We start from the raw sequence: 18,937 nt of genomic DNA on the forward strand, positions 1-18,937 counted from the left end.
GTGGAAAAAATACCAGGTTGTTAAGAAAAAATGAAAATACTGATTATTATTCCAGCACGAGGGGGCTCAAAGGGTATCCCACGGAAGAATCTTCGTTCTTTGGCTGGTAAACCATTGATTTATTATAGTATTAAGACCGCCATTGCCTCAACTTATAGTCCTGATGTGTACGTTTCCAGTGAGGATGAAGAAATTGTGACGATTGCAAAAAAGCTAGGAGCTAATGTTCACCGTCGAAACCCACAGATTTCAAAAGACTCAACAACTCTAGACCCTGTTATTTATCAAGCATACTGCGATATTAGTGAAAGTGTAAGAACTAAATATGAATTGATAATCACTCTTCAAGCTACTTCCCCGCTTCTCAGAACCCACACTCTTGATAAGGCTATTGAGATGATTGCGGCAAATGCTGGTATCGATACTGTTATCGCTGCAAGAGATGATACCCATCTTACCTGGACTAAAGAGAGTGGGAGGTATCTGCCTAATTACAAGGAGAGGGTTAATCGGCAATTTTTAAAGCCCACTTTTAGGGAGACTGGGGCCTTCCTTATCAGTCGCTCCTCTGTAATTTCTGAAAATAACCGTATAGGGGACAATGTAGAACTTTTTTTGCTTGATGGAGGTGAAGAAATTGATATTGATACCTTTGAGGATTGGAATCTTTGCGAGTATTTTCTAAGAAGAAAGAAAATTCTTTTTGTAGTATCCGGATACCATGAAGTAGGTCTAGGCCACGTGTATAATACTTTGCTGGTTGCCAATGATATTCTTGATCATCAAATTAATTTTTTAGTAGATAAGAAAAGCGGACTTGCAAAGGAAAAAATTTCTTTAAGAAATTATGATGTCCAAATTCAAAAAAACGATGAACTGCTTGAGGATGTATTAGACATTAATCCTGATATAGTGATTAATGATATTTTAGACACTACACCAGAATATATTCGCGGGCTCAAGAATGCTGGAATTAGAGTTGTTAACTTTGAAGACTTAGGAGAGGGTGCCAAGTACGCCGACCTGGTGATTAATGCTATTTATCCCGAAGATGTGGCGTTACCCAACCATTATTTCGGGGCGGATTATTTTGTGTTGAGGGATGAGTTTGTTTTGACGCCTCAGAAGTATGTTCAGCCCCTTGTAAAGGATGTTCTTTTAACTTTTGGTGGTGTTGATCCTAACAACTTTACCGAAAAGGTTTTAAAATCTCTCCACTCTTACTGCCTTAAAAACAATATTCGTATTAATATAATCACCGGTTTTGGATATACTCAGTATCAGTCTCTGGCACCATTTGAAACCGTAACGATTTACAAAGATACCAGTCGTATCTCAGATTTGATGAGTGCTGCTGACTTGATTTTCACCTCTGCCGGACGAACTGTATATGAGGTCGCTGCTCTTGGTGTCCCAGCCATTGTTCTTGCGCAGAATGAGCGCGAGATGACGCATTTTTTTGCCAGTGAACAAAATGGGTTCGTTCATCTTGGGCTAGGGACGAATCTGTCGGGTGACTCTATTTTAGAGGCCTTTAGATCTTTGGCTGAAAGCTTTTGTCGCCGTGAACAAATGGTGGCCGCTATGCGGAAAATCGGTTTACGCTCCGGCCGGCAAAGGGTGCAGCGGCTAATCAAAAAAGAGTTGGAAGAAATATGAAAATACGTGAAATTTTTAGGTCGCAATTCTTCAATTTTCCTCTTGTGCGGCGACCATATGTAATTGCTGAGGCCGGCGTAAATCACGAAGGGGAGCTTGATATTGCAAAACGATTGATTGATGAGGCTCAAGAGGGGGGGGCGGATGCAATTAAGTTTCAAACGTACCGCGCTGGTTCCATAGCTTCAAAGTATTCCCCGGCCTATTGGGATTTGTCTCAAGAGCCAACAACTAGCCAGTACGAGCTTTTTCAAAAGTACGACAAATTTTGGAAGGCCGAATTTGAACAGCTTAAGTTGTACTGTGATGAGTGTGATATTGAATTTATGAGCACACCCTTTGATGTAGAGTCGGCAACTTTTTTAAATGATTTGATGGATGTCTTTAAAATCTCTTCGTCAGATATCACCAATAAACCCTTTATTGAATATATTTGTAAATTTGGAAAGCCGATAATCCTATCGACTGGAGCCTCTAGTCTCGATGAAATTTCTGAGGCTGTGGGGTGGATTGAGGAGAACGGGAATGCATTTGCACTTTTGCACTGTGTGCTAAACTATCCAACTGATGATGCAAATGCTAATCTTGGAATGATTCGTTCTTTGATGGTGGAATATCCCGATCGAATCGTCGGTTATTCTGATCATACCATGCCAAAGGATATGAAAGTTCTTGAAGTAGCGACGCTATTAGGAGCAGTTATTTTGGAAAAGCATTTTACCCATGACAAAATGCTTCCTGGTAATGACCATTACCATGCGATGGATAAAGAGGACTTGAAATTCTTTAGGGCAAACCTGGAAAGAACTTTTACCTTATTGGGTAAGTTTGATAAAGAGGCCCTTTTGTCCGAACAGCCTGCCCGACAAAATGCTCGTCGAAGTTTAGTCGCAGCAAAAGCTATACACGCTGGTCAGGTGATCGAGTTTTCAGATTTAACTTGGAAGCGCCCTGCTAGCGGGATTAGTCCGAGGCTTATCGAAAAGGTCGTTGGGAAAATGGCATTAAAAGATATACCTGAAGACGCCGCTTTGCAACTAGGTATGCTGAAATGAAAGTGGTTATTTCTGGATGGTTTGGACCTATCTCGGTGGTAATTGAATGTCCGGAGCGGTATGCTAAATTCTTTGAAGAAAATTTTAGCAGCGGCGGCATGTTCGATTCTGGCGTGGCCCCCGATTTACATTTAGTTGTTCATGAAGCTTCTTCCAATGTAGACTTTTGTTCAGATTTTGTTTCCGGCAAAAACTTTCAGTACAATAAGGAAGGTTTTAAATTTTGTGGCCCACAGTTCACAGCAACAGTAGTTGGTTTATTTAACAAAGATCGTGATTGCCGAATTGATGTTCAGGTGGAAGGAAGAACAGGTGATTACATGCATGTTGCGAACATTATCCGTGCAGCGTATGCTTCATTGCAGCAGAAAAGAATCGTCCTACCGGAACCATTAAGAAATCTAACAACTTCGGTGATGTCTTATTCTCTTTTTTGGTTTGTGTTACATGGGTTGCTATTGAAGAAAGAAGCAAGTTTTATCCATGCCGCTTCCTTGGGATGTAATGGGGACGCAATCCTTTTAGCAGGGACCGGGGGGTGCGGCAAAACTAGTACGATGTTCAGGTTGCTGGAGGATAAAAAATTTTCGTACTTGGCAGAGGATTTTTCGATTCTGTCATCTGATGGGCATGTTTTTTTTAACCCTAAAACTCTAAGTATCTATGCAAGTGATCTTCGCGGAAAGCCCAAGCTGCTTAATGAGTATGCACAAAAATATTTATCCTTTTTTGAGCGGCGTTCTTGGTTTGCCCAGCTGGACGGTAAAAGAGGAAACCCTATGCGAAAAGTACCACCAGTGCATGTTTTAGGGAAAGGTCGGTTGGGAAAGATAGCGCGTCTTGGGGGAGCTTTTTTTCTTGTTCGTGGAAATTACGATACCATTGAGCTTAAATCTATAGAGGGAGAGGAGTTTGCCGAAAGAAGTGTTGATGCGACGTCCCGCGAGTTAAAGACACTCAGTGAAATAATCGGATTGGGAAGGGCGGTTGCAGGGGAGGAATGCGGGTTGCCGACAATCGAAGCGTTTAGAGGTGAATTGAGGCGTATTTTCATTAATGCGATCACAGGCTGTCCATGTTTTCTTATGCAGATTCCGGTCCAGTCCGACCCTTCATCTGTAGCATCTTTCCTCGCCGAGAGAAATTGGTAATGTCAGATAATGTCTTAAACTTTGACTATTTTCCTGAAGCGTTACGGGGTGACCTTGATAGACTTGGTTTGTCAGTTGTGGAGGTGCTTTTTTTTAACCTCCGCAAAGGGCGTTGGACTCTGAAGGTAAAGCGCTTGTCGAGTGGGGATATGGCAGTTCTAAAGTGGTGCCATCCTGAAGCAGATGAACAATTTCACAAAGGAATTCTACGTGAAAAGGCATTTTATCAGAGTTACGGGCATGATGGATTTACACCAAAGCTCCTTCAGGTAGGCAATCAATATCTTTTGTTAGAGTATCTAAGTTCTAAAACTCTCAGGCAGAGTTTGATCGAGGTAGACAATGGTGACGGGGTTGTCGAGGGCCCTTATCTCTCTGCATCTATGGACGAATTTTTCAGAAAAATTTATGTTCTTTATGACCAAGGAGACAGGCGGATTGATTTATATGAATTGACTGATAAGTTTGTTTCTTCTTGGAGGAAATTATTGTTAAGCGGACCAATGAATACAGAAAGGTCTAAGGGGGAACTTTTCCTTGCCAGAGTACTTGTATTCTTTTTGTCTTCCTCGGTGAAAAGGAAAATTTTAAGAGTTCTTGAAGAATCATATAATGATAACGCACCAATGAATTATAGCTTTGTTCATGGTGATATGCATTGTAATAATATTATTATTGATTCTGATATGAGGTTTTTGCTGTTAGACTTCGAAGAAGTTTCTAGCGGATATTGGATGGCAGACTTTTTGTATTTAATGCCTATGGTTTTTGCTCTTAATAGGAACTTTTTTTACTCTAAATTTATTGATTCTTTCAAAGACATTTTTCAGCTAAAGGGCTTTGAAGAAGAGATTTTTGATACTGTTATGGAGCTAAACATTTGTGCTGTTTGTCTTAACAGTAAGTTTGCTCCAGGTAATAATAAAAAGTTTTTTGAACTATTCTTGTCGTCAATATCTTTAGTTAAAAAAATAATTTAGATTATTACTTACTGGTATGTTTGGTTGTTTTTATAAATGGAATATTAATAAATATGAAAGGTAAACATATCGTTAAGCCCATACTGTGCAAATGTTGTGTTGTTTTGCGGGAATTATCTGCTTTCGGCATTCCTAAGAATTAAAAAATATTGTTATGGCCGGAACCTTTGGACCTAAAAAAAAACTGCAGGTAATGGTTTGCGCCTGATCAGTGCTGCGTCCATTTACTTAGGGGCTGGCGTTGTCAATAAAGCCATACCCTTTTTGTTGCTTCCTGTGCTTACGCATGTCCTCACTCCTGAGGAGTATGGTTTTCTGGCAATTTATCAAGTGCTAATAGCATTTTGCGCTCCATTTGTTGGAATGTCGATGCACATTAATGTGTCGCGAAATTTTGCTAAAGTTTCTCCGTGTGAAATGGCCAAATGGATAGGCAACTTATTTAATGTGTTGAGCGTTACAACCGTAACAGGTGTTATTGTTTTTTCTGTGTACTTTTTCCTTAGAGGTCCGACTTTTGGGCTCCCTGGTTTGTGGTTTGTGTCTGTACCCATAGTCGCCGGACTCAATATGGGGCGAACTTTGTATATGACCGTACTTCGTAATCAGCAGCGCCCCTACGCCTTCGGTTGGTTTGCTGTTTCCGGGTCAATGCTAGATATGATAGCTTCAGTGGTGTTGGTGATAGCTTTCGGGTTAGGTTGGCAGGGACGCGGAATTGGGATTTTTGGTTCTGCAGTTATGTTTGGTTTGTTGGCATTTGGTTTTCTCTGGTGCCAGGATTTATATTCGTTTAATGTTGACCGGAAAAAGGTACAGCAACTCGCTAAAGTTTGTCTGCCTCTTGTTCCGCATGCTCTTGGTGTCGCTGTAATTGGTTTAAGTGATCGCCTATTTGTTGAGCAAATGGTTGGTAAGGCCGCTGTTGGGATTTATACCGTTGGGCACAACTTTGGAATGGTCGTGAGTATATTTGTAGGAGCCTTTGGAAATGCTTGGTCACCTTGGTTTTACCGTCAGATGGTTAATATTACAAATCAAGGAAGACACAGAATTGTACGTTATTCTTATATGTATTTTGTTGGGATTATCTTGCTGGCTATGTTGGTGACTGTCGTATCTCAGGTTTTATTACCCTTGGTGGTTGCTACTGAATATTCTTCTGCTGTTCAGTATGTTCTATGGATTGCTGTTGGTTATGCATTCCGTGGTATGTATACGATTGTCTATCCTTATTTGGCCTATGAGGCAAGGACGAATTTTCTTGGTGTTATGACTGGCGTAGCTGCAGTTCTTAATCTTGTTGGTAATTATTTTTTGATAAGTCTTAATGGGCCGATAGGTGCTGCGCAATCAACTGCACTGGCTTTTGCTGTTAGTTTCCTTGGTACTTGGTGGTACGCGAATCGCATTTGTCCTATGCCTTGGGGGGGGAGAATTGCTGACGAGTGATAGAATGCATCACCGGGGGGGGTGCGTGACATGTATGTGAACTTCTTTCTTTTTATGTATTTTTTGTTTGTTTCATTACAATATATGTTGGGCCCTGTTATTTTAAGAGATCGGTATTTGTGTTTTCTTTTTTTCCCGCTTTTGTTAATTGAAATCCTTAATGTACCTAAGGAAATAACTAAGTATATTTGTTTTTTAATTTTCGTATTTTGTTTTAGTTTCTATACAAATTCATTGCATGGTGGATTGGCATCCTTTAATTATTTTATATTTTCAATCCTCAACCTCTTGATCACCGTTTATTTGTTTAGGCACTCTGTGTCAGAAAAAGTCCCGTTTTTTTGTATCATCTTTTTTAGCACTTATGTGTTTTTTCATTATCTTTGTGGAGTAGATTTAAATAGAATTTTTCCGTTAACAAGTAGAAATACAATTTCCTGGATATTGTTAATATATGCTTCTTTGTACTATATTCTCGCTGAAATAAACAGGGTCAAGTCGGTGAGCTTTATTCCAGCGCTGTTATGCTTCTTTGTATCCTTTTTAGCTGAAGGAAGGTCTGGAATTATTGTTTCTCTTTTATTATTAATCAGTGTGTTGTTTTTGATGGATAACTCAAGGTGTTCTAGGTATTACAAATATGTTGCTTTTTTTTGTAAGGTAACTGGTTTTGTAGTATTTATAATTGCACTAGTCATTTTCAATGAATCCTTACATGATAAATTAGAATATTTTTATAATAAAAAATTTGATATTTCAACCAGAAATATTATTTGGCTAGAATACATACGTAACCTATCTTTGCTCGATTGGTTAGTAGGCTTTGATTTGCAAAGTGATGCCTTTTTCAAGTCATATCATTCCAATTTACATAATTCCTACCTAATGGCACATGCTAGATTTGGCATTATGGCAGTGCCACTTGTTTTTTTTCTGTGGTTTGCCTGTATTTCAGGAATGTTAGATAAACAGCGTAGGTTTTTAGCAGTTGTTTTGTTCTGTCTGCTTTTAAGGATTTTTACTGATAAATTTGCCTTTGTAGGGCATTATGATTTTGTGATTTATTTTTATGCGATTTACCTGCTGACTATACGTCCGCATTTAGGAAAAATCCCCTTAGAAGGGGTGCACCCGACATTTATGGAATGCGTAAGCCGACTGCGTAGCAAGAGATTTAGTTAGTAATTTTAGATGGTTAAGCTAGTTTTTTGGTTCAAAAACAAGCGCCTTTGTGGTATAATGTTCTGCAAAATCAGGAGGTTGTGCCATGGCGGCAGTGCAAAAAGCACAGACTTGGAAAGAGAGCTAAAAAGACATGTACGATACAAGTCTTGATCGAAAAATTGATCATATTATCCAGTGTGTTGATGCGCCTAATTGTACTGGTTCAGCGTGAATTGGAATTTTCAACCGTCTGAGTTAGTTTACTCATACGGAGGAATATTTCATGACCAAGAAACGAAAACAATACACCCCAGAAGAAAAAGTATTTATTTTAAAGCAGCATCTGGTGGACAACGTGCCGATATCAGATGTATGTGATCAACATCACCTTTCTCCAGCGGTATTTTACCGCTGGCAGAAACAGTTTTTTGAAAACGGTTCAGCGGCTTTTGTCACTAAACGAAAATCCAAAGAAAGCAGTCAAGAGCGCCGTATACGCGAGCTCGAGGAGAAGCTTGCGAACAAAAACGAAGTGGTCTCTGAACTCATGGAAGCCCATCTAAAATTAAAAAAAAATCTTGGGGAAATTTAAAAGGCAAGTGGGTTCCTCATGACATTCGAGACAATTGTGTTGATTTTGTCAAATATTGGGCTATGAAAACAGAATTATCATTCAAACTGTTTATAGCGTGGCTTGGCATATCAGCCAGTAAATTTTATAGCTGGAAAGAACGCTACGGCAAGAGTAATGAGCACAACGGCCAGGTCCCTCGCGATTTTTGGCTTGAAGAGTGGGAAAAGGCTGCTATCGTCGACTTTCATGATAAAAATCCACTTGAAGGATACCGGCGACTAACCTTTATGATGCTTGATAATGACATCGTTGCAGTTAGCCCCAGTTCTGTCTACCGGGTTCTGTCCTCAGCAGGGCTCCTTCAGCGCTGGGGCGCCAAGCCGAGCAAGAAAGGGACTGGATTTGTGCAGCCTCTCAAGCCACATGAGCATTGGCATATTGACATATCTCATATCAATATTTGCGGAACTTTTTATTATCTTTGCAGTATCTTGGATGGTTGTAGCCGTTATATTGTCCATTGGGAGATCCGGGAGACCATGACAGAGGCTGAAGTTGAAATAATTATCCAACGAGGGCGTGAACGTTTTCCTGATGTTGCTCCACGAATCATCTCAGACAATGGGCCCCAATTCATTGCCAAAGACTTCAAGGAGTTTATTCGTATCGCAGGAATGAAACATGTTCGGACCTCTCCCTACTACCCTCAAAGCAACGGTAAGATAGAGAGATGGCACAAATCATTGAAGACAGAATGTATCCGCCCAGGAGTTCTGTTATCTCTTGAAGATGCTCGAAAGGTAATTGCCGGTTTTGTTCGCCATTACAACACAGTTCGACTACACAGCGCCATCGGTTATATTACGCCGGAGGCTATGCTTGAGGGGCGGGATAAACAAATTTTAAAAGATCGAGATAGCAAGCTGGAAAACGCAAGAGCGGCTAGAAAAGCCAAGAGACGGCGACGACTAAGTTGTACCCCCGTAGCAAACGAGATTAATTTGGCAAGGCCAAGCCCTACGGGTGCTCGCAAGCTCGCAGCCTTGCCAAATTAATCTCGTTTGCTGGACCTGAAGGTGGCGATGACGGAGAGGCGTCTCCGACGGGGCTCCAACAAAAAGGCTTTTATTAGCTGGCAACAATCCGGCTATTACCAACTAACTCAACAGGCTTAAAATTCCAGTTCCAGCTGAAGCAAAACATAATAATACCCTTTTTGAGATAATCGAAAACATTAGAAGAAAGTACCCTGCAATAGACCCGGAACTGGTTCAGATTATTGTTCAAGGCGAACTTGGCAGGCACATCACCTCGCTAGCGTGTACCGGTTGTGGTTCCAGGGTGCATAAAAAATATGACAATAGAAGAGAGTGCGTTACCACAATTGGAACAATAACAATTAACTGCCCGTATTATGTCTGCCCAAAGTGCAAGGCTGTTCCATACCCCATATGAGGATACTCTTAACCTCAGGGATGGTAAGTACCAATATGATATGCAGAAAATAGCAGCCCTTTTCGGGGCCAAGGAAACTTTTGAGGAAGCTGCGGAGATGATGAACGAAATATATCGTTTTGATATTTCTGCGGATACAGTGCATAAACTTACCAATCAGGTCGCCTCGGAAATCAGCCTTGCCGAGATTGCTCCAACTGCCGAGGAAGTTGCTCAGATTATAGAGTGTATCTCTGAAGACAATTACCGTCGACCTGTACTCGTCTTTTCTGCTGACGGTGCCATGGTTCCAATCAGGACTGAAGAAAAAGGGCAGCCTCACTGCTGGCGCGAGGCGAAAGGTATTCGTGGTTATTTGTTGGACAAAGATAAAGTTGTCCATCTTTTAAGCTGGCATCAAATCAGTAACGTCAATGAATTCAGCGAGTTTCTGGCTGACCTGAGGAGGAAGGATATCATTCCACTGGACAAAGTCCGCCTGTGTTTTGTTGGTGATGGAGCGAAGTGGATATGGGACTGTGTCAAAGAGTATTTCCCTGAATGTCGGCAAGTTCTCGATTATTATCACTGCTCAGAACACTTACATGCTTTTGCCAAAATTCACTTTCCTGAAGCAGGGAAGGCCAGTTCGTGGATAGAACAGACCAAGGTGCGTTTGTTTCATAATAATGCTGCTCACGTGATCGCCGGGTTGAACCGGATGAAGTGTAAAACTGCAGAGGCAAAGACAGAGCGGGACAACCTGGTCAACTATCTCAAGACAAACAAGGTTAGAATTGAGTATGGCCGCTTACGGCGTGGTGGCTATCCACTTGGCAGTGGCGCAATAGAAAGTGCCAACAAGTTTATCAGCAATATTCGTCTCAAGAGATCAGGTGCCTGGTGGAAAGTTGACTATGCCAACAATATTTTGAAGCTACGCTACGCCAAGTATAACTCAAAATTTGATTCGTTCTTTGATCAGTATGAAAAAAGTGCGCAGGAAAAAAGGGTCTCACGAGAGAAGAGGATTCGACGTGTTAAATGATTCCATAAACTTCGGATGCACCCCCTTAGAAGGTGAACAACAAGATTTTGTGGAATGTTCACTCAAGGATACTTATTAATTGATGGGTCTGGGGAAGTGTTCACTTAATTCTTTGGCGAAGCTGTATTATCAGTTTGAAGCAGAGACAGCTATTGCCAAATTTTTTTGCCGCGGTATTCCAGTTTGGGAAATTCTTCGTTTTCCTTTGTTTCAATTATTATGTAATAAGGCGGGGGTGCTCGACCTTGGACATGCTGCAACTCCTAGAACACTAGGGAATTGCCTGAGGTCTTGTCGTAATATCGTCAATAGCAGGTTTTCGTCAGCATTAAGACTGCCAAAACAGTCAGATTGTTTAATTCTTGGTCATCCTCGATTGATAAAAAACCAGCAAGGGCATTATGAAGATCCATATTCAGAACTGTATTTTAATAATTCAGGATATTCTACATGCTTTGTTGAAAGAGCTTTTCAAGGCACGCATCTAATTCCTAGGTCTCCTGGGTACCGATATAAGTATGACGATATTGTATTTAAAGCTAATCGCTCCCGTGCTACTCTTTCTATTTTGGAGAAGGCTTCTTTTCTGGAATTCGAGAAAACATTCTATAGCATAACAGGTTTTTCGGTTGATATCGTCGGGGCAACTAGAAGGGCGTTGGGTCGACGTGAGGTCCTGTTGCCGTATTTTGAAAAGCTGCTGAAGAAAATAAAACCGAAGTTGGGTGTCGTTGTGATTGCCTATCAGTGCCCCGAATTCATTGAAGCCTGTAGAATGTTCGGAATACCTGTTCTAGAAATTCAACATGGAGTTATTTCGAATTATCATTTTGGGTATCATCAAAATGTAAGTATGCCGACGTTGTACTACCCTGATCATTTATGGCTATGGGGGGGGTATTGGAAGAGTTCCGCAACCTTTGCAGATAAAATTAACCTGGACGTGGTTGGTTTTTCACTGTTTGAGCGTTACAGGCATCTTCAAACTAAGAAAAAGCAATCGAAATGTATTTTTATTTCTCAAGGCTCTATCGGGCGAAAAATTTCTGAGAAAGCGATTGAGTTACGTAAAAAGAAACCTGACTTAGAGATTTATTATAAATTGCACCCCAGTGAATTTGATGATTGGGAAGAGAAGTATAAGGATCTTTGCAGAAATAGGATAACAATCCTCGGACGAAATGATGGTAGTCTCTACGATTGGCTAGGCAGAATGCATTTTGTTGTTGGTGCTTATTCAACAGCCTTGTTTGAAGCTGCATGCTTGGGGTGTCGGGTGGGCGTTTTGGATCTTCCTGGGGTTGAGTACATGCAACCCCTGATTTCTCAAGGTGGGGCGTATGCTCTCAGAAAAGGATTCAGTGGTTTCTTTTCTTGTGAAGGTCCTTTCGTTTTTGATGAGAATTCTATCTTTGAACCTTATTCAGAGCAAAATGTCGTTTCGATGCTCAATAAATATATGTCTCGTTGACCTTTAGAATATTTTTTCGTAAGAGAGGGAATCTTGTCGCCAACGGTTCTTCATATCAATTGTAATCTGATATTTACTAGCTTGTATTATAATCTTTTTCGAGCGCTATCCAATACTGGTATTTCGCAAACAGTTTGGGTGCCTCATAAAAAATACCATATTCCTAGCGAACCTGAGAAAATTAATCGTTTGAAATATTATTTTACAGGGTATCAGGATTTTTTTGACAGAGCATTATTTCGGAGGAAAATTAATAAAGGATTGCATACCTATACTGCAAAGGAGAGTAGTCTCGCTGCTGACGTTATTCATGCTCATACTTTATTTAGCGACGGAGCTCTTGCCTATGAATTAAATGCGAAAACTGGAATTCCTTATATAGTTACTGTGCGGAATACTGATGTAAATGTTTTTTGGAAATATTTTAAGCATCTACATGGTTATGGGCAGCGAATTGCTAAAAATGCAAGTGCGATCATTTTTTTAAGCCCCTCATATAAGAAACGCATGATGAAACCTCTATTTTCTCAACATTATAAAGAATTCAATAGTCGGGCTCATGTTATTCCTAATGGGTTGGATCCGTACTGGCTGTCTTGTGCACCAGTGCAAAAAAAGAAATCTGATAAGAAGGTAAGGGTTCTTTTTGTCGGGTCTTTTGTCAAAAATAAAAATATTGAAAAGCTGGTTCAAGCTTGCTCAATTCTTGATGCGAAAGGACTTGATGTAGCTCTTCGTTTAGTCGGTGCCATGTCTGAATCAGATTTTGCATACGCTAAGAAGGTGAATTGGATCGAAACACTTAGTTTTAGTAAACAAAAGGATGAGCTGAGAGAGCATTACCGGTGGGCCGATGTTTTTGTAATGCCGAGTTTCCGAGAATCTTTTGGTTTGGTTTACGCAGAAGCACTGAGTCAGGGGACACCTGTGGTTTTTACCAGAGGGCAGGGGTTTGATGGGTGGGTTACAGAAGGTATTTGTGGATGTGGTGTATCCCCAAGAAATGCGAATGAGATTGCCAGCAAAATCCTACTATTGCAACGAGATGGAGATGAAGAATGCTGTCGAAAAGAGGCCGCAAAATTTATTTGGAAAGCTATTGCGGGGAATTACTCAGCTATTTATATAAAGAGTATTGACGGTAGTTAATTGATGGTTGGATATTATCAGTTTTATGGAATCCACTTTTTTCCAACCGGGCTCAAACTAGTTCAGTCGATTTTGAAAAATCCTATTTTCAGGTTTTACAGCCAATAGGTTTCTGAGTCCAGTATGCAGTACCTTTTTTTATCAACTGCTCGAAAAGGTAAAAACAAGGCAAAAATAATAGTATCTCTCTCATTCTGGGCGTCCTGTTTTAGCATGATAAAGCTTGCCAAACTCTTGCTCCAAACGCTCCCAATCATCACACCGGTAAGGAGGTAAAGCTCATGCCGCCGGTTCAGCATATTGTCTAAACGTTCTCGAAATAACTCAATCCGATTATCAGGTTTCGTGCTAATAGGTCTCATTGAAATCACCAGAAAATGAAGGATATTTTGCTATAATATTGCAATAGATGGTGATGTAAATTTACCAGATTAACTCAATGTTTCAAACTGTTGAGTGTTTTTCCAAGGCGACTAGTTCATCATAAAAACCATTACATCTCTTTGTTACGATAGTTAGTGATTTCGACATGGTAGAGCGTATTTCGTCATAGTTTTCAAGCACCAAGTTGTAAAGTAGATTGAGGTTGTTGGTATGCATATTATCAAATGAAAGTGAGTATTTTTCAAGGTCGAACTGCCTGAGAACTTCTCGGTATTTGTGGCTCCAGCCAAGAACTAATACAGGTGTGTTAACAGCTAAAGCAGAGATTAAAGCATGAAAACGTGAAGCCACTAAAATATCGCATTTGCTAATTAAAGCACGCAGGTCAGCTGCTGAAAGATCATCTGTAACCAATGTGATATTGACATGTTGGGGTAGCATTTGTACGAGTTTTTTCAGCACCAACATATCGTTATTGTGGGTTGCCTGGGTGTTGATGCGAATGGAATGGGGAAAAATAATAATGTCATTACCTAGATTATGTAGCATTTCTATATGCGCACTCAAGACAGAGAGGTAATCAATCTTTCTTTCATTACATAGTTCGTACATTACCTGACTTGGCGATACGCCAATAATTTTATTATTAGTGTCTTTAGGTATGTATTTTTCAATACGTTTGAAGTTGTTTTCATTCAATTGTAGCGAAAAAGTAATATCTGGATAGTTTTTGATATTTTGAGAGAGACCAAGAAGCCTTAAGTGTTCAGATGTTTGTTCTCCACGGGAACAAATTAGAGATAGCCTTGGTAGTATAAGCTTTGCAACAAATCTGTTGATGGTCGAGTTGAAAGGCCCTAATGCTTGTGAAACTTTAACAATTTTCTTTTTTAGAGCCAATCCTGGTAAGATACTTAAGACGTTAAATATGAGAAATTTTTCACGACCATCAACAAAGGAAATTCCTGATGCGTCAAGCCAGTAATCGCATTGTTCAATTGCTTTTAGAGTGGTATTGAAGATATATAATTTTTTAGGAAGGTGTAGTAACCTGCCAGCAAAAATCCAAATGCTGGAGAAAAAAAGTAATACAACACTTTTAGGACTTCCATTGATGATTGAACTTTTGTGAGGCAGGATTGTTTTCACGTCAGCCTTAGGGTAATAGGACATGATGTAAAAAAACGCTTCACTATCTTTCTTTGAGATATTCTGAATAAGCGCTTCTGCCATGCCAGACGCCCCTTTGTTTCCTGTGATGGCAACACCTGATATAAGGTATTTCATTAAAATTTTACCTTTAGAAATTTGTCAGCAATTTGAAACCTATTAAAATCGAATAAAGTATTTTACGCGGTACAATAAAGAGTATATTGCGATATTTAGATTCTGAAAGTCGCATAATTGGTAAAACTACTAAAGCTGCTACAATTTCATTCCAGCGTGGTGCAGGTGCTGTTTCATTAGACTTTATCTTGTAACCTAAGAGTGCACCCACAAGAGATTTTGCCCTTGTGGCCTTGTGCCAAATAACAGCCCTTTTGTTGGCCTGAAAAAGTAATTTCTGATCAGCTTCAAAAACATTCAACTGCCCGTCGTTGATAATTTGCCCTATAATTTTATCTGCTAGGGCGCTGCGTGTTGTGAAAACTGAATGTTTTCGATCTTTTCTTTTATACTCTTTTTTCCATATGTCCCCAGTACTTAAATCAGCATTTTCTGCATAATGATCGCTGCAGTTTATACATTTGTGGGCTGAGTCGATGAAAAGATTTTGGTATGTGGTGAAATGTGAGCTTGGGAATTTAATTTTATTGCCATTTTTTAAAAGAATTGTTGTTTTGCCACGCCAAAGTCCTTTTCTGAAGGCTAAATCTTCTATGTCGTCAATGTTTATATTCTTTTTTGTGAGTACTGTTTCAATTAGAGAACGCTTTGATGTGTGTCCACAGAACAGGCCTAACGTAAAGGCGATTTTTTCTCTTAATTTTTCATCTTTAGAAATTATCTTTTTTAGGACTGTGATGGAGCAAGGGAGGCCTACAATTGCGATTTTACCATTAAAATTTCTAATATCATCTAGTATGGGGCGTGATATAGCCGGGAAATCTATATAAATACTTCCCCCATAGGTGGCAAGCTCCTCTGAAGAGGTGATGATTTTATGGATAACCGAAAACTTGCCGCCTTCACAGGAAAGATCGTAGACTAAACAACCGTCGACAATATTATTATCCAAAAGCCACATAAAAACTGTGGAAACAATGCCACCAGAGGCACAGTTTTTGATAATCTCTTGATTGTTGGAATAGCCACAAAATATTCTCTTAGTGTAGCCCAGGTAGTATTGGTATTTATTTTTATTCACCGTAAGCATTATATTTTTGAGTTAAATATTTTTTTGTAAACAACGAATCTGATCATGAATATGAAAATTGTTGAAACTAAAATTGCTCCAGAAACGGTGTACCCATGGTAGTCGCCATGTATATATGTAGCCAGGTGATCCTCTAGAAATGTAATGCCAAATAAAAATATAATGTAATCGAGCAGTTTGAAAGCGAGAACTGACAGGCAATATTTTTTAAAGAGGCCAAATGAAATTTTATCAACAAATGTAATCTTTGTGTGAAACGTAAAAGAGTAAAAAATAAGGAGTATATTAACTAATAAGTAGGCATATTTTGCCGACAATAGAAAGTAGAAAACTAGTAAATTGGTCAGTGCCATTTTTACAATTAAAGAAGATAAACATCCTATACCATATTTAATAAAATTATTGTCAATAAGATTTATAAAATAATCATAAACGAATCTTGCTTTAATAGTCATGTGGTTTTTCTTCTTTTTTCTTTGTTAGAATCGCTTCTAAAATTTTTCTATTTGCCTTTAATAGCTCTCCTATAACAGCCAAGGAGTACAAAGAGAATGAGGCAAATGCAAATACTGCAAGCAAGATTAAAGATTGAATTTTTCCACCACTAAAGTCAGATGTAAAAAAGGCGTAGTATATATATCGAATTCCGATAGTAAATGAGATTAATAGGAACACATTGGCAATAGAGGCAAAAAATCTTCCAGGGCGATATAAAAAGAACATGGCAAGCATTGTTCCGCCAGATTTCACTAGGTATTGAAAGGTACTCTTAAATAAACGAGATTCTCTAGTTTTAGGGTTTATTCTTATATTTACAGAGCAAACCCTAAGGCCTGAATTTCCTGCCTGAATAAGGGTTTCCATGCAATAAGAAAATTTGGAGTGAATGAAAATTTTTCCACATGTTTCTTTTGAAAAAGCTCTAAATCCCGAAGCTGCATCTCGTACGTCCGTCTTTGATATTCTACGAAGTGTCCAGCTACCAACAAACTGAAGGATCTTTTTTGTTAGTTTAAATTCCGGGTGGCTAGCGATAGGTCTGCAGCCAACAACCAGGTCTGCCTCTCCAGAAATTATTGGTTGAATTAGCTTAGGAATATCACCTCCGAAATACTGGTTATCTGCATCTGTATTAACGACAATATCTGCGTTCTTTTTCAGAGCATGTTCAATGCCTAACTTAAATGCTGTTGCTAGGCCACGGTTGGTGCCTAATGATAAAATATGGTGAACACCGTGTGATTTAGCAACTTGAACTGTTTTGTCTGTCGAGCCGTCATCAATCACCAAATATTCTATTATTTCAACCCCCTCAATCCTTTTGGGTAAGTCCATTAACGTTGCCGGTAACGTCTTTGCTTCATTAAGACATGGAATCTGTATTATAAGTTTCATGGCTGAACTGAGTAAGTCGAAAATGTATGAGTTATCTGTCGTTTGACTGCAAGCATTTCTTCGTCTTCCTGCTCAATGATTTCATAGTAAGAAGAGGACGTCTCCGTTTTCTTGATATAGCGAAATCCGTAAGGTGCTCTGGAGAGCACATTTACCGAACCTATTTTCGCTTTATGTCGTTTCCCACGCCGGGTATGCTCTGCGATTTGTGCTCGTTATATTCGGCGATCATCCCCTGAAACTGGAGAAGCAATTGCTCCTCCGGCGTAGAAGCCCGCGGCGATTTGATAAAGATAATCTCTACGCCATGACGGGCAAATTCTTCCACCAATAATACCTGGTAGGCATACTTACGACTCAGACGATCCGGCGAATAGATTAATACACACTCAATTTGTCCTTCTGCAGCCAAATCCCGGACTTTTTCAAGACCAGGCCGGATCAGGGTGGCCCTGCTATACCCTTCATCCTGAAAAATCTATTCAGCGGGAACCGTATAGCTTTCCTGCTGGGAATGTTCGATCAACGACGCAGTCTGACAGGCAATAGTCTGTTCTTCCTTTTGTCGGTCCGATGACACCCGCGCATAAATCGCTGCAGCTTTCACGTTTCTCTCCAGATTCGTCCTTTACATGATCTTTACCAGAGTTCGTACACAAACTTTTATCAGGGACAAGAAGCCTGTATGCCTGGCCGATTTTGCGTAACGATAACAGGTCAAAACTATATTCCAACTCAATAGTTCTTTCCGTCTTTCTTGGCTTCGCCACTCCTCCGACCTTTGTAGAGTAAGACCTCTAGAGCTTCGGTGACCACTTCGCTTAATGTCTGCCCCTGGAATAGGGCATATTGGCGTAGTTCCTGCGTAAGATTTTCCGAGAGTTTGACCGTGAAGGCAATCTTCTTGTCTGGTATTGGAATTTGCTTGCCTGCAGAATCGGCCATTTTCATGTAACGATACGCTTGCCGCTTCGAAATCCCGCAATGGAATGACAGACTTTTTGCTGCTTCGGCCAAAGAACTGGATTCTTTGAGCAAGTCGATAGCCATATTGACTCTCATTGCACGTTCGGTATTTGAAGATTTTGCCATATGTCATATATATGTAACCATATGCGTCACGATGTCAAGTGCTATTCTGCCTACGTTGATAGTGTATTATCCTGCAAAACTCAAAATTACCTTTTGTGTTCGGGGCGTCATGTCTCCGCCCTGAGGTGACAGTGCAATCTGGATTTTTTTGTCAGGGACTGCTATCAGTTGAGGGGTATGCGATATATCAGGTCGCCTCTGCTTTTTCTGCCAATACGTCAGCGCGTGGTAAGAAAGTTTATGTTGGCGACAGTACTCGGCGCGATTTAAGCCGCTTTTTGCCTGCGCTTCCACATGTGCTATCCAAAAACGAGATTTGTGAGCACGGTTTGTCATGTGATGTCTCCGTATGAGTTGATCGGGAGATCAACATGACATAGGCCGATGTCAAAATCTAGATGCGGTTAAATTCTCGCTTACCATAGTAACACGGTACTTGCACAATTGCTCAAGGGTTTCTCGAATAATTATTACAGCAAAACGAGCGAGAGAAGTGTTTTAACTGTCTGGAATATTGATATTATGTTATGCTTTTCCATCATCTTCTAAGCC

The 18,937-nt window shown here is 40.0% G+C and carries 17 protein-coding genes; 11 read left to right on the forward strand and 6 right to left on the reverse strand.

The features are described from left to right. Positions 1 to 30: 30 nt before the first annotated feature. The 11 genes from ACHZCY_RS16425 to ACHZCY_RS16475 all read left to right on the forward strand — a co-directional run bounded on the left by ACHZCY_RS16425 (position 31) and on the right by ACHZCY_RS16475 (position 13,137). Complete coding sequence (locus ACHZCY_RS16425) at positions 31 to 1,659, forward strand: cytidylyltransferase domain-containing protein (RefSeq protein WP_319549667.1); 1,629 nt, start codon at positions 31 to 33, stop codon at positions 1,657 to 1,659. Continuing rightward, positions 1,656 to 2,714 (forward strand): N-acetylneuraminate synthase family protein, encoded by a 1,059-nt coding sequence (locus ACHZCY_RS16430; RefSeq protein ID WP_319549668.1) that lies wholly within the window; start codon positions 1,656 to 1,658, stop codon positions 2,712 to 2,714. The genes ACHZCY_RS16425 and ACHZCY_RS16430 overlap by 4 nt, the downstream gene beginning before the upstream one ends. Continuing rightward, positions 2,711 to 3,865: a hypothetical protein gene (locus tag ACHZCY_RS16435; protein ID WP_319549669.1), complete on the forward strand. Its 1,155-nt coding sequence runs from the start codon at positions 2,711 to 2,713 to the stop codon at positions 3,863 to 3,865. The genes ACHZCY_RS16430 and ACHZCY_RS16435 overlap by 4 nt, the downstream gene beginning before the upstream one ends. After that, positions 3,865 to 4,845, forward strand: a complete 981-nt coding sequence (locus ACHZCY_RS16440) for a phosphotransferase (protein WP_319549670.1) — start codon at positions 3,865 to 3,867, stop codon at positions 4,843 to 4,845. The genes ACHZCY_RS16435 and ACHZCY_RS16440 overlap by 1 nt, the downstream gene beginning before the upstream one ends. Before the next feature lie 198 nt (positions 4,846 to 5,043). Then, positions 5,044 to 6,297: a lipopolysaccharide biosynthesis protein gene (locus ACHZCY_RS16445; RefSeq protein ID WP_319549671.1), complete on the forward strand. Its 1,254-nt coding sequence runs from the start codon at positions 5,044 to 5,046 to the stop codon at positions 6,295 to 6,297. 501 nt (positions 6,298 to 6,798) lie between these two features. Continuing rightward, a complete protein-coding gene (locus ACHZCY_RS16450; protein WP_319549672.1) occupies positions 6,799 to 7,479 on the forward strand; it encodes a hypothetical protein in 681 nt (226 codons plus the stop codon). Positions 7,480 to 7,744: 265 nt separating this feature from the next. Then, positions 7,745 to 8,053, forward strand: coding sequence for a transposase (locus ACHZCY_RS16455; RefSeq protein WP_319548208.1), 309 nt, complete (start codon positions 7,745 to 7,747; stop codon positions 8,051 to 8,053). Positions 8,054 to 8,115: 62 nt separating this feature from the next. Beyond that, a complete protein-coding gene (locus ACHZCY_RS16460) occupies positions 8,116 to 9,090 on the forward strand; it encodes an IS3 family transposase (RefSeq protein WP_319548209.1) in 975 nt (324 codons plus the stop codon). Between the two features lie 359 nt (positions 9,091 to 9,449). Beyond that, the gene (locus ACHZCY_RS16465; RefSeq protein WP_319549673.1) at positions 9,450 to 10,517 is read left to right on the forward strand and encodes an ISKra4 family transposase; all 1,068 of its coding nucleotides are present in this window, start codon (positions 9,450 to 9,452) and stop codon (positions 10,515 to 10,517) included. Between the two features lie 82 nt (positions 10,518 to 10,599). Beyond that, a complete protein-coding gene (locus ACHZCY_RS16470; RefSeq protein ID WP_319549674.1) occupies positions 10,600 to 11,988 on the forward strand; it encodes a hypothetical protein in 1,389 nt (462 codons plus the stop codon). A 33-nt stretch (positions 11,989 to 12,021) separates the two neighbouring features. Further along, entirely contained in the window at positions 12,022 to 13,137 is a 1,116-nt protein-coding gene (locus tag ACHZCY_RS16475) for a glycosyltransferase family 4 protein (RefSeq protein WP_319549675.1), read from the forward strand. 444 nt (positions 13,138 to 13,581) lie between these two features. On the opposite strand, the gene ACHZCY_RS16480 is transcribed toward ACHZCY_RS16475, so the two are convergent. The 6 genes from ACHZCY_RS16480 to tnpA all read right to left on the reverse strand — a co-directional run bounded on the left by ACHZCY_RS16480 (position 13,582) and on the right by tnpA (position 18,721). Continuing rightward, positions 13,582 to 14,808, reverse strand: a complete 1,227-nt coding sequence (locus ACHZCY_RS16480) for a polysaccharide pyruvyl transferase family protein (RefSeq protein ID WP_319549676.1) — start codon at positions 14,806 to 14,808, stop codon at positions 13,582 to 13,584. 13 nt (positions 14,809 to 14,821) lie between these two features. Further along, on the reverse strand, positions 14,822 to 15,889 hold the full coding sequence (locus ACHZCY_RS16485) for a Coenzyme F420 hydrogenase/dehydrogenase, beta subunit C-terminal domain (protein WP_319549677.1): 1,068 nt from the start codon (positions 15,887 to 15,889) through the stop codon (positions 14,822 to 14,824). 453 nt (positions 15,890 to 16,342) lie between these two features. After that, on the reverse strand, positions 16,343 to 17,293 hold the full coding sequence (locus tag ACHZCY_RS16490; protein WP_319549678.1) for a glycosyltransferase family 2 protein: 951 nt from the start codon (positions 17,291 to 17,293) through the stop codon (positions 16,343 to 16,345). Between the two features lie 160 nt (positions 17,294 to 17,453). Beyond that, positions 17,454 to 17,771, reverse strand: coding sequence for a recombinase family protein (locus ACHZCY_RS16495; protein ID WP_319550228.1), 318 nt, complete (start codon positions 17,769 to 17,771; stop codon positions 17,454 to 17,456). A 257-nt stretch (positions 17,772 to 18,028) separates the two neighbouring features. Then, on the reverse strand, positions 18,029 to 18,385 hold the full coding sequence (locus ACHZCY_RS16500; protein WP_394713410.1) for a hypothetical protein: 357 nt from the start codon (positions 18,383 to 18,385) through the stop codon (positions 18,029 to 18,031). Positions 18,386 to 18,451: 66 nt separating this feature from the next. Beyond that, complete coding sequence (tnpA, locus tag ACHZCY_RS16505; protein ID WP_319549680.1) at positions 18,452 to 18,721, reverse strand: IS66 family insertion sequence element accessory protein TnpA; 270 nt, start codon at positions 18,719 to 18,721, stop codon at positions 18,452 to 18,454. Positions 18,722 to 18,937 lie beyond the last annotated feature (216 nt).

The sequence above is a fragment of the Desulfogranum marinum genome (assembly GCF_963675105.2).
Classification (GTDB): Bacteria; Desulfobacterota; Desulfobulbia; order Desulfobulbales; family Desulfobulbaceae; genus Desulfogranum; species Desulfogranum marinum.